General features: G+C 66.8%; 11 protein-coding genes and 1 pseudogene. 6 read left to right on the top strand and 6 right to left on the bottom strand.

Annotation, left to right across the window (positions count from 1 at the left end):
• The 3 genes and pseudogenes from AB4Y92_RS21005 to AB4Y92_RS20995 form a co-directional block, all read right to left on the bottom strand.
• A pseudogene (locus tag AB4Y92_RS21005) lies at nt 1-89 on the bottom strand (IS1595 family transposase); the annotation flags it as partial.
• A gap of 122 nt (nt 90-211) precedes the next feature.
• Nucleotides 212-1888 (bottom strand): hypothetical protein, encoded by a 1677-nt coding sequence (locus tag AB4Y92_RS21000; RefSeq protein ID WP_441821432.1) that lies wholly within the window; start codon nt 1886-1888, stop codon nt 212-214.
• Nucleotides 1889-2135: 247 nt separating this feature from the next.
• On the bottom strand, nt 2136-2339 hold the full coding sequence (locus AB4Y92_RS20995; protein WP_441821431.1) for a hypothetical protein: 204 nt from the start codon (nt 2337-2339) through the stop codon (nt 2136-2138).
• A 99-nt stretch (nt 2340-2438) separates the two neighbouring features.
• Here AB4Y92_RS20995 and AB4Y92_RS20990 point away from each other — a divergent pair, with 99 nt between their 5' ends.
• Nucleotides 2439-3050 (top strand): hypothetical protein, encoded by a 612-nt coding sequence (locus AB4Y92_RS20990; RefSeq protein WP_441821430.1) that lies wholly within the window; start codon nt 2439-2441, stop codon nt 3048-3050.
• A gap of 278 nt (nt 3051-3328) precedes the next feature.
• Here AB4Y92_RS20990 and AB4Y92_RS20985 read toward each other — a convergent pair whose 3' ends face one another.
• The 3 genes from AB4Y92_RS20985 to AB4Y92_RS20975 form a co-directional block, all read right to left on the bottom strand.
• Entirely contained in the window at nt 3329-4456 is a 1128-nt protein-coding gene (locus AB4Y92_RS20985; protein WP_441821429.1) for an agmatine deiminase family protein, read from the bottom strand.
• 91 nt (nt 4457-4547) lie between these two features.
• A complete protein-coding gene (locus AB4Y92_RS20980) occupies nt 4548-5780 on the bottom strand; it encodes a sensor histidine kinase (RefSeq protein ID WP_441821428.1) in 1233 nt (410 codons plus the stop codon).
• Complete coding sequence (locus AB4Y92_RS20975) at nt 5764-6441, bottom strand: winged helix-turn-helix domain-containing protein (protein WP_441821427.1); 678 nt, start codon at nt 6439-6441, stop codon at nt 5764-5766. Before AB4Y92_RS20975 ends, AB4Y92_RS20980 begins: the two co-directional genes overlap by 17 nt.
• Before the next feature lie 178 nt (nt 6442-6619).
• Here AB4Y92_RS20975 and AB4Y92_RS20970 point away from each other — a divergent pair, with 178 nt between their 5' ends.
• The 5 genes from AB4Y92_RS20970 (at nt 6620) to AB4Y92_RS20950 (ending at nt 10534) form a co-directional block, all read left to right on the top strand.
• Entirely contained in the window at nt 6620-6997 is a 378-nt protein-coding gene (locus tag AB4Y92_RS20970; protein WP_441821426.1) for an STY0301 family protein, read from the top strand.
• 119 nt (nt 6998-7116) lie between these two features.
• Nucleotides 7117-8349 (top strand): MFS transporter, encoded by a 1233-nt coding sequence (locus AB4Y92_RS20965; protein ID WP_441821425.1) that lies wholly within the window; start codon nt 7117-7119, stop codon nt 8347-8349.
• A gap of 78 nt (nt 8350-8427) precedes the next feature.
• Nucleotides 8428-8937, top strand: a complete 510-nt coding sequence (locus AB4Y92_RS20960) for a DUF1697 domain-containing protein (protein WP_441821424.1) — start codon at nt 8428-8430, stop codon at nt 8935-8937.
• 79 nt (nt 8938-9016) lie between these two features.
• The gene (locus AB4Y92_RS20955; protein WP_441821423.1) at nt 9017-9556 is read left to right on the top strand and encodes a DUF2058 domain-containing protein; all 540 of its coding nucleotides are present in this window, start codon (nt 9017-9019) and stop codon (nt 9554-9556) included.
• Nucleotides 9557-9676: 120 nt separating this feature from the next.
• The gene (locus AB4Y92_RS20950) at nt 9677-10534 is read left to right on the top strand and encodes an arylamine N-acetyltransferase family protein (RefSeq protein ID WP_441821422.1); all 858 of its coding nucleotides are present in this window, start codon (nt 9677-9679) and stop codon (nt 10532-10534) included.
• Nucleotides 10535-10684: the final 150 nt, after the last annotated feature.

Raw genomic sequence — 10684 nt, 5'->3', positions numbered from 1 at the left:
GTGAGATCCAGTGACCAACAGCGCACGAGCGCCCGAAATCGGGCCTCGCTGATTTTCGAACGGCGGTAATACCTGTTTTTCTTTTGCATTTCAGGAAGATAGCTGCGTTATGGGGCAGCTTTGCTTCCTAAGACCCTTGAAAAAGGGGGCTGGCGCCCGCGCTGCCTGCTTCAGGCGAATCCATCTGCGCCGGGGGATTTGCTCCACCCCCTCACGAAATCACCAAATCAAACAACTCCCACCCGCCCACCTGCGTAGCAGTAGGAATCAACGGCCCCTTAGCCTCATTCGTAGCCGTCACATACCGATCGTTAGCCCGCGCCCGCAACGCGACCATCCCACCCGGCCGAAGCTCAACAAAGAACCGCTCGCGCGTACCCACCGTATCGCGGCTGGCGATCAATGCATTCTGCCGCGACGCATCCACCGTCACGAACTTCGCGTTTGCGTGCGACAGCAACGCGACATCGCCGCCGCCCGCATCGACCATATCGAAGCGCTCCCACGGGCCCACCGCTTCGCGATTCGCGATCAAGGACTCGGCGCCGTTGCTCTCCGCGACCACGTAGCGATTGTTCACGCGCGAACGCAAGCTGAGAACTGTGGCCAGGCCCACCGTGCTCCCGCTCACCGGCGCTGTCGGCCGCACCGGAGTGAGAGCGATCGCACCCTTGAGCATGCGACCACCGTCGCCGGTCAGCCGCAGGTAGTAGTCCGAAGCGCAAGGGATGCCGTCTTCGTTGAGCGCGGCGAAGTTGAAGTTGGCCGGAGAGTCGTTCAAGGTCTCGGCGGTTTTCGCGATCTGGTTGCCTTCGTTGTATTCGTCGAACATCGAAATATAAAAACCGGCGACGCCCAGCTTGGCCAGGTTGTAGAACTGCCGCCACATGAAATTGCCGTGCGCGCGCTGGTGCTCGGCCAGATCGCCCGGCAGCACGCAGGGTTGGTAGTCGATGCCGCGCGCGTCGCAGTAGTCCTTATCGGCGATGTTGACCGACAGCCAGAACGCATCGGCATCCGGGATTTTCCCGATCACGCCGATCATCCACGGCGAGATCATGTCGAACTGGTTGAACACCGGCAGAAAATCCGGACGCACCGATTCGCCGATGCGCCAGCGCGTCGGCACGCCGCCGATCACATAGCAGCCCTGGCTCTTGAACCACGCCACCACGTCCGCGCATTCGGCCGCATGGAAGGGGCGGCTGTCGTCGTCGAAGCCGAAACCCCAGATGCACACCACCGGCTTGCCGTTCTGCCGCGCGTAGGCCGGCGATGCGGCCAGCGCCGACATCTTGTTGGTCCAGTCCTCTTTCATCTGCGTGCGCATCTGCGTCCAGCCGCTGACGTCGTACATGATGTAGAACTTGCGCTGATAGCGTTCGGCCGCCTGGCGCACCTTCGCGGCCATGGCGTCGCGGGTCGGGCCTTCGCCGGAGACCGGGTTGAAGCGTTGCAGGGCGGCGGTGTCGATGCCGTGCTGCTGCATCCAGCGGAAGTGGACGTCGACCGTGTTCTGGTCGTAACTCGAAAACAGCGTGGCCGGTTGGCCGTTGCGCAACGGCGCGAAGTTGGTCTGATAGCCGCGCGCGTATTCGCGCATGTCAGGCCACGACTTGATCCCGTTGTAGGTCGGATCCGGCGGGCGGCCCCAGTCTTTCGACCAATGCCACCAGCCGTTGATGGGCGCGCCATCGCCGGGCGCGGCGAACCAGCCTTGATAACCGACGGACACTTTGCCGACGACATCGCCCGGGCCGCTGACCGCGGAGATGCGATTGGCGCCTTGCGCCTGCGCGGCGGCGCGTGCGAGCGCCGAGGCGCTGACGGCGCCGGTGGCGGCCGCGGCGGCGCTGCCGAGCAGAAAGGTGCGGCGTGTGATGCTCATGAGGAAGGACTCCGGGAGTGGGGTTGGATGACGGGCGCGTCCATGCGGGCAAGACCGCGCGCGGCGTCTTTCCCCAGTCGTCCTTGGTTGCCCCATTCTTTGAGCCGGGCGAAGTCTGCCGTCAATGCGCCATACGGATTAATCCTGACGATGCTGTCTCAATTCCATGCGCGGCGCAGCGCGCGTGCGGCGGCCGCGTTGCATAGCGCAGCGGCAGTCAAGTTCATTTCGTGCAATCCGGACAAGTTCATTGCGCAATGAAACCAACCGTCCCGCACGGGGCGGCCAGGATCGCGAAGAACATGGGAATGATCGAACTGCAACCGGCATCACGAGCGTTTAGCGGCGCATAACCGGTGTAATGATTTGCAAAAGATGAGAATCCGCACCACGGGATGAGGACGTCGGCGGCCCGAATCGGAGCAGCGGTTTCCGACTCGGGAGGCTTCATTCCCGGTTCCAGCGCAGGGGCGAGTAAAGCAGGGGCCTCGCAGGAATTCACGATGCCGCCGTGCCGGCGCGGCGGCCCGATTCCATCAAGGAGGCCATCATGTTCAATACTTCGAAACTGCTTCTGCTGGCGCTGGCGCTGATTCCCGTTTCTCAGGCTTCGGCTGAGGATTCTGCTTCACCCGGCTACATCTATTTGACCCGGGAGGAAAAGTCTTCGACGATTCCGATCACCTATGGGTGGACCACGCCGCCGCAACGCAAGGTGATCTACAGCCTGGGGCCGGTGAATTATTTTTACGGGACCGACACCATGGTCGAAGACGTGCGCATGCAAGTAGGCCTGACGAAGCGCTGCGCGGGCACGGTGCGTTTGGGCTACTACGTCGTGCGTGCGTTCAGTCCGACCAGCACGGAAGGAACTTTCGTCACGCGTTATACCGTGGTGGACCTGCCGCAGCGGCCTACCGAGGGCGCCCAGCTGCCGCTGGAGCCGGATGAGGCGATCAACCATTCGATCCAGCAGCAGGCGATGCATCCGCTGGGCATCGGCCGCTCGACCCTCAGCAGGGTCTATTACAACGTGGTCGTGTTCGCGAATACCTACGACGACAGCTGCCTCGGGCAGTCGCTGCAGGTGAAAGGCAACGACTCGCACGACTATCACGGCGAGTTGACGCTGTTTGTCCAGAACGGGATCAATCTGGACTGATGCGGTTGGATGGGCACGGGCCTCGAATTGTTTCGGGGCCTGTGTTTTTGGGGGTTGCGGAGCGATGTGGCGGTAAAAGCAAATCCCCCCCGGCCCCCCTTTTTCAAAGGGGGGAGTAACGGCAGCAATAGCGGGAGTGTCGGGCGTTAATCAGCACCCTTTTAAAAAGTGCCCCCTTTGAAAAAGGGGGCTGGCGCCGACGTTGCCTGCTTCAGGCCAATCCAACTGCGCCGGGGGATTTGCTTTCCGCTCCCGCCGCCGGCAGCGCAACGAAAACCTCAAAGCGCGATAGGCTGCTGCTGAGTCACGCAATGCACCATGCCGCCATTGCGATACAGATTGCGCACGTCGATCCCGATCACGCTGCGGCCCGGATACAGGCCTTGCAGGATCGTCTTGGCGACGGCGTCGTTGGCATCCTTGTACTCAGGCACCAGCACCACGGTGTTGCCGACGTAGTAGTTCACGTACGAGCCTTTGTAGCCCAGCGCGTAGCCGTAGGACGTCACGACATTGCGCGCGGTCAGCGGCAGCTGCACGATGCGGTACGCGGCGCCATCGACATCGCTGGCGCGGTACAGGCGATCGGCATCGGCCGACGACAGGCCCCATTCGCGGAGGTCGGCGCGGCTCATGGTCACCAGCGTGTTCGGCGTACCGAAGCGGGCGAAGCCGTCGATGTGCATGTCGGTGATGTCGTCCTTGCCGCCGGGCGCGCCGTCGAGCCAGATGAACTTGGACACGCCCAACTGGTCGGCCAGCACCGCTTCGAGTTCGGCTTCGCTCAGCGACGCGTTGCGATTGGCTTCGCGGGTGGAACTGCGCGTGGCCAGCAGCACGCCGCGGCCGTCGACTTCGATCGCGCCGCCTTCCAGCACCACGTCGTTCAAGTCCACGCGCGGCAGGCCGAGGCGGCCGGCGACGGTGGCGGGCACGGCGTCGTCCTTGCGGTACGGCGCGTCATAGCCCCAGCCGTTGAAGCCCCAATCGGTGATCGTGAGCTGGTCGTTGCGGTCGTAGACGAAGATCGGGCCGTTGTCGCGCACCCACACGTCGTCGGTGGGACGGATCAGGAAGCTCACTTTCGTCAGCGCGACGCCGGCGGCGATGAGCACGCTGCGCACGCGGGTCTGCTCGGCGGCGTCGTAGACGACGATGTGCACGTTCTCGCCGGCGACCAGGGCCTTGGTCATCGCCACCCAGGTCGATTCGATCCGGTCGCGATAGGCGCGGCCGTAGGTGTAGGCGTGCGGCCACTGCAGCCAGGTGCCTTCGTGGCGCGCGGTTTCGTCCGGCATGTAACCGGACTGGGCGCGGGCGGTGCCGGTGGCGGTCAGGGCGAGGGCGCAGAGGACGCCGGCGACCAGCGGAAGCCAGCCGGCGCGGGGGAGGGCGGGGATGTGCATGAGGGAACCTGTCTGGGTTGGGTGGGCTTGGAGGCGCACCTTAGCCAGCGAAGCTGACATCGAGCTGATACCGGCCGGGCGACAGCCGCCGCTAGAGGGCCAGTTCCGCCCGCGCGCCGCCGCCGGCGCGGTTTTCCAGGCGCAATTGCCCGCCGTGCAGCTGGGCGATGTGCTGAACGATCGACAACCCGAGCCCGCTGCCGCGGCTGCCCGGGCCGGTGACGAAGGGTTCGCGGATGCGCTGCAGCAAGCTTTCGGGGAAGCCCGGGCCGCGGTCTTCGACGATCACCTTGCGGCCGCTGACGGTCACCGTGATCGGCTCGGAAGCCGCGTCCGTCGCCGCGTGCAGCAAGGCGTTGTCGATCAGATTACGCACGGCGGTCTGCACCAGCCGCAGGTCCACGTTCACCACCGACTCTTCGCCGTGGAAGACGATTTCCCGCTCCTCGGGCATGATCGCTTCGACCAACAGATCCAGCCGCACCGGTTCCTTGTTCACCGGCGTCGCCGCCGCATCCAGGCGCGCCAGCAGCAGCAACTGATCGACCAGGCCGGCGGTCTGCGTCGCCACGCGTTCGACCTTGGTCAGCACTTGCGCCGGCGGCTCGCGGCCGTCGTGCGCGGATTCGCACAAGGCCTGCAGGCGCGCGACCGGCGTGCGCAACTCGTGCGCGGCGGCGGCGATGAAGCGCTCTTGTTGCTCGAACGAAGCGATCGCCGGCCGCAGCGAACGGCGCGACAAGACATGGCCGACCAGGATGCCGAATGCGGCCAGCGCCGCGGCGATCAACAACGTCCAGCGCACGAACGCGGCGTGAGTGGCGTCGCGCGCGCTGGGATCGGCCAGCACCAGGATCGCGGCGATGGGGCGGTCGCGATCGTCGTAGGTGACCTTGGCCTGCAGCAGGTAAGCGCGGCCGCGGCGGTCGCGGCCTTCGCTGGCGAGATCGTCGCCACCGCGGATTACCGTGTCGGCCAGCGCGAAGGGTTCGGCGAGATCGAAGCGCGGGTGTTCGGGACGCAGCAACACCTGTGGCGGCGGGCCCTTGCCGATCACCCAGATGTCGCTGCCGCCGTCGATCACGCCGGGCTCCTTGCGCAGCACTTCGTCGTGAAAGCGGCCGCCGGCGTCGAACCAGGTCAATCCGTACACCGCGGTCGCGCGCAGCCGCAGGTTGGAGGCGAGATCGAGCTGGGTCAGTCGCGCATGCGTGGCGATGGCGACGCCGCACAGCACGATCACGCACAGCAGCCACGCCGCCGTCCAGATCGCGGTCAGGCGCAGGTGCAGGCGCCGCAGGACTTGCTCACGCCGTCGCGTCATCGCGCCCGTCCAGCAGATAACCCGCGCCGCGCACTGTGCGCAGCAGCGGCGGGCTGCCGAGTTTGCGGCGCAGCGCGGCGATCAGCACTTCGTCGGCGTTCGACGCCGGTTCCTGGCCTTCGCCCCAGCAGCTGGCGATGATGTCGTGGCGCGCGACCACTTGCCCGGCGCGTTCGGCCAGCAATTGCAGCAGGGCGAATTCCTTCGGGCGCAGCGGCAGCGCGATGCCGCCGCGGCGCACTTCGCGGCGTCCCAGGTCGACCTCCAGATCGGCCACGCGCAACACGCTGGGCCGGATCGCGCCGCCGCGCCGGCCGATCGCGCCGATCCGCGCCATCAGTTCGTCCATCGAAAACGGTTTGATCAGATAGTCGTCGGCGCCGCCGGCGAAGCCGTCGATGCGATCCTCGACCGCGTCGCGCGCGGTCAGGAACAAGGCCGGCGTGGCGATGCCGCGCCGGCGCCATTGCCTCAGCGAAGCCAGCGCGTCGCCGTCGGGCAGGGTGCGGTCGAGCACGAAGGCGTCGTAGGCGTAGGACAGCACGAAGGATTCCGCGGCCGCCAGATCGGCGACCTCGTCCACGGCGTGACCGTGCGCGCGCAGGCGGCCGGCGACGGCTTCGCGCAGATCGGTCTGGTCTTCGAGTACGAGCAGGCGCATGGCGCGAGCTTAGCGCCGCGGCAGTGTTCCGGCATCGGCTGCAGGGCGGGCCTTGTCTCGAAATGGGGCGGGCAGCGCAGACCGCCGGCTGATTCGGTTAGGCGGTCCGGCAGGCCTAGATGCGTCCAGCCCGCCGAAGGGCGGACAATGGCTCACCGACCGCCGCCCCGAGGCGCACGTGCCGAACCAGACATCGCAGACCATTCCCGTGTCGTCGCAGAAGGCCATCGCCACCGTGCTGCTGGCCGCGCTGGCGATGTTTTCGCTCGCGCCTGCCGCCGCGGCGGAGGTTTGTCCGAAACGTCCCGGCCATCCCTTGCGCGGAGTCGATGTGTTCGACGGAACGCCGGAAGAACAGGCGACGCTGGTGCCGGACGATCCGCAGGAATCCTTCGGCCGTTGGTCGCTGCGCTACATCTACGAGGCCGGTCGCATCGTCACGGTGCGATGCCGCTACGCCGATGGCCACGTGGCCGATGTGACGTTGTCGAAGCAGGTCGATACGTGCGAATACCGGGTCCGCGCGAACAAGACGCTGAAGCTCGATTGCCGGTAAGCGGCGACGCCGCGCCGGCGATTTCGCCGCCAGCGCGCCCGGAATTGGCCTTCCAAGCCGCGCCATAAACGCCAGATCCTGCAGTGGCGCCTGATGCTGCAAAGCACAATAATGGCCCCATGACCCCCGCCAGCCCCGTCCGCCAGGACAGTCCCGCGCCGATCCTGTCTCCCCGCCAGATCGCCCTGATCCTGTTCGCGCTGGCGATGGGCGGCTTCGCCATCGGCACCAGCGAGTTCGTGGTCATGGGCCTGATCACCGACATCGCCCGCGCGATGGGCGTGAACGAACCTGCAGTGGGCCACGTCATCAGCGCGTATGCCCTGGGCGTGGTGGTCGGCGCGCCAGCCTTGGCGATTCTCGGCGCGCGCATGTCGCGGCGCAGTCTGCTGCTGGCGTTGATGGGCTTCTATGCGTTCGGCAATCTCGCCAGCGCGCTCGCGCCGGGATACTACACCTTGATGTTCGCGCGCTTCGTCGCCGGTCTGCCGCATGGCGCGTATTTCGGAATCGCGGCCTTGGTGGCGGCGCGGATCAGTCCGCCCGAGCAGCGCGGCGCCGCGGTCGGGCGGGTGATGCTGGGCTTGTCGGTCGCATTGCTGGTGGGCAATCCGTTGGCGACGTGGTTGGGCCAGACCTTCGGCTGGCGCTGGGCGTTCGGACTGGTGTCGTTGATCGCGCTGGCGACGGTGACGATGACCGCGCGGGTGTTGCCGCCGGGCATGCACGCACCGCGCCCCGACGCGATGCGCGAGTTGCGCGACTTCAACCGCAAGCCGGTGTGGCTGGCGCTGGGCATTGGCGCGATCGGTTTCGCGGGCATGTTCTGCGTCTTCAGCTATCTGGCACCGACGCTGGTGCACGTGACCGGCGTGCGCGAATCGTTCATTCCCTTCGGACTGATCGCGTTCGGCATCGGCGGCATTCTCGGCACGCTCGGCGGCGGCTGGTTGTTCGACCGCCTGCAGTTCCGCGCCGCGGCATGGATTCTGGTGTGGTCGGCGGCGATCCTGCTGCTGTTCCCGCTGGCCGCGCGCTCGGTGTGGACGGTGCTGCCGGCGGTGCTGGCGGTCGGCACGATGGGCGCGTTGGCGACGGTGTTGCAGGCGCATCTGATGGACGTGGCGAAGTCGGCGCAGACGCTGGCGGCGGCGTCCAACCATTCGGCGTTCAACATGGCCAATGCGCTCGGGCCGTGGCTCGGCGGCATGGCGATCACGGCTGGCTACGGCTGGACTTCGACCGGCGTGGTCGGTGCGATCACCGCGGTGGCGGGATTGCTGATTTATTTCTGGGCGCGCAGCGATGTGCAACGCACCCGCGCGCTGGCGGTGGTCAACGAGGCCGAGTGATTTCAGCGCGCAAGCGCCTGGGCAGACGTCCTTCCAAGCGGTGTCCGAAATTCGCCGTGGCTGCCGTATCCTTCCGCCATGCCCACCTATATCGCCCTGCTGCGCGCCGTGAACGTCGGCGGCACCGGCAAACTGCCGATGGCCGAGCTGCGCGCCATGTGCGAGGACGCCGGTTTCCTCGATGTGCGCACCTACATCGCCAGCGGCAACGTGGTGTTTCGCAGCGCCCTGAGCGCGAGCGCGGCGCAGGCGGCGCTGGGGAAGCGGCTGGCGGACTATGCCGGCAAGCCGGTCGGGGTGATCGTGCGCACCGGCGCGCAGATGGCCAAGGCGCTGGCGGCGCAGCCGTTCGTGCATGCCGCGCCCAATCGCGCGGTGCTGATCTTCCTCGATCAGCCCCCGCCGGCCGATGCGCTGGCCGCGGTCAAGCACCTTAACGGCGAACAGATCGCCCTGGGCGAGCGCGAGATCTACGTGCATTACGGCGAGGGCATGGCCGATTCCCGGCTGGTCATTCCCGCCGCCAAGACCGGCACGGCGCGCAATTTGAATACGGTCGCCAAGCTGATCGAGATGGCCGGCGGCTGAGCGGCGGCGCCCCGTGAAACCGGCCGAAAGTCCGCCCCGGCCGGTTTAAGCCGGCCGCGGCCCGTACTAGACTGGGCCCATGCGAAATCCCCTACAAGATCAATTGCTCAAGGCCGGCCTGGTCAAGAAGTCCCAGGTCGCCCAGGTGGCGCGCGAGCAGGCCAAACAGCGCCAGGGCAAGGCGCCGCCGCCGCCCAGCGCGGAACAACTGGAAACCGAGCGGCTGCGCCTGGAGCGCGCCGAGCGCGACCGCGCGCTGGCCGCCGAGCGCAACGCGCAGGCGCGCGCGCACGAGCAGCGCGCGCAGATCCGCCAGATCGTCGAGACGAATAAGGTCAAGCGCGAGGGCGAGATCTCCTACGGCTTCACCGACGAAGGCAAGATCAAGACCGTGCTGATCAACACCGCGCTGCGCGCGCAGTTGGCCAGCGGCGCGCTGGTGATCGCCCGGCACGAGCCCGGTTACGAACTGCTGCCGCGCGCCGCCGCGGAAAAAGTCCGCAGCCGCGATCCGTCGATGATCGTGCTCGATCACGCCGAGCCCAAGAGCGAGGCCGCGGTGAGCGAGGACGATGCGTACTACGCGAAGTTCCAGGTGCCCGACGATCTGATCTGGTGATGCGCGAACCCGCGGCGGCGTTCACACAGCCGCCGCACGCCGGATCGACAATCCGCGCACTCGACCCGCGCGGCCCGCAGCCGCTACCGTAGGCATCGGCCGCCTGCCTGGGAGTCTGCGATGTCAGCGCAACTGCAACATCTTCCCGCGTATCTGCAACGCCTGGATTTCGAGCGCGCGCCGCCGCCCGACCTGAACACCCTGCGCGAGTTGCAACGGCGCCACACGGCCGTATTCGCCTTCGAAACCATCGCCACGCTGGTGCAGGCGCCGGTGCCGGTGGATCTGCCGTCGCTGCAGCGCAAGCTGCTGCACGAAGGCCGCGGCGGTTACTGCTACGAACTCAATCGCATGTTCCTGGCGCTGCTGCAGGATCTGGGCTTCCAGGCGCGCGGCCTCACCGGGCGGGTGGTGATGGGCGGGCCGGAGGACGCGATCACCGCGCGCACGCATCTGGTCGTGCTGGTCACCATCGACGGCGTGGAGTACCTCGCCGATGTCGGTTTCGGCGGCATGGTGCCGACCGCGCCGCTGGCGCTGAACGAGCGCGGCGAACAAGCGACCGCGCACGAGCCGTATCGGCTGGACACGCGCGGCGACAGCTACGTCCTGCGCGCGCGCAGCCGCGAGGACTGGCAGGCCTTGTACGTGTTCGATGCGCAGCTTCAGAGCGAGATCGATTACGTGGTCGGCAACTGGTATGTCTCCACCCATCCGCAGTCGCCGTTTCGCGGGCAATTGTTCGTCGCGCGCACCGGGCCCGGGCTGCGCAAGACCTTGAACGGCGGCAGCTTCGCCGTGCACCGCATCGGCGCGGCGAGCGAGCGGATCGAATTGCCGGGCGCGGCGGCGGTGATGGCGGTGCTGCGCGACGAGTTCGAACTGCGCTTGCCGGACGATCCGCAATTGCCGGTCGCGATCGAGCGCAGGCTGCAGGTGCAGGCGGCGGAGCGGGCGGCCGCGCAATCGGCGGCTTGATCGACGGGCCCATCGTCTCTGCTTCGGTTGTCGAGCATTTACGTTTTTGCTCGTCATTCCCGCGAACGCGGGAATCCAGGGCCTTTCGTGCGAGAGCGCCTGAAGTCGCTGGATGTTCGGCTCCGCCGAAGTAAAGCAGAGCCCGCGTTC

Origin of the sequence: Lysobacter sp. TAB13 (assembly GCF_052113885.1) — a bacterium.
GTDB lineage: Bacteria > Pseudomonadota > Gammaproteobacteria > Xanthomonadales > Xanthomonadaceae > Lysobacter > Lysobacter gummosus.
The sequence above is the reverse complement of the archived record's forward strand: the minus strand, read 5'-3'. Positions and strand labels throughout refer to the sequence as shown.

What these genes read in the sequence shown, in the direction of transcription:
- AB4Y92_RS20960 (WP_441821424.1), top strand. Translation starts at nt 8,428, where the DNA reads ATGCCCACCTATATCGCCCTGCTGCGCGCCGTGAACGTCGGCGGCACC.
- AB4Y92_RS20985 (WP_441821429.1), bottom strand. Translation starts at nt 4,456, where the DNA reads ATGCACATCCCCGCCCTCCCCCGCGCCGGCTGGCTTCCGCTGGTCGCC.
- AB4Y92_RS20995 (WP_441821431.1), bottom strand. Translation starts at nt 2,339, where the DNA reads ATGAAGCCTCCCGAGTCGGAAACCGCTGCTCCGATTCGGGCCGCCGAC.
- AB4Y92_RS20980 (WP_441821428.1), bottom strand. Translation starts at nt 5,780, where the DNA reads ATGACGCGACGGCGTGAGCAAGTCCTGCGGCGCCTGCACCTGCGCCTG.
- AB4Y92_RS20955 (WP_441821423.1), top strand. Translation starts at nt 9,017, where the DNA reads ATGCGAAATCCCCTACAAGATCAATTGCTCAAGGCCGGCCTGGTCAAG.
- AB4Y92_RS21000 (WP_441821432.1), bottom strand. Translation starts at nt 1,888, where the DNA reads ATGAGCATCACACGCCGCACCTTTCTGCTCGGCAGCGCCGCCGCGGCC.
- AB4Y92_RS20950 (WP_441821422.1), top strand. Translation starts at nt 9,677, where the DNA reads ATGTCAGCGCAACTGCAACATCTTCCCGCGTATCTGCAACGCCTGGAT.
- AB4Y92_RS20965 (WP_441821425.1), top strand. Translation starts at nt 7,117, where the DNA reads ATGACCCCCGCCAGCCCCGTCCGCCAGGACAGTCCCGCGCCGATCCTG.
- AB4Y92_RS20990 (WP_441821430.1), top strand. Translation starts at nt 2,439, where the DNA reads ATGTTCAATACTTCGAAACTGCTTCTGCTGGCGCTGGCGCTGATTCCC.
- AB4Y92_RS20975 (WP_441821427.1), bottom strand. Translation starts at nt 6,441, where the DNA reads ATGCGCCTGCTCGTACTCGAAGACCAGACCGATCTGCGCGAAGCCGTC.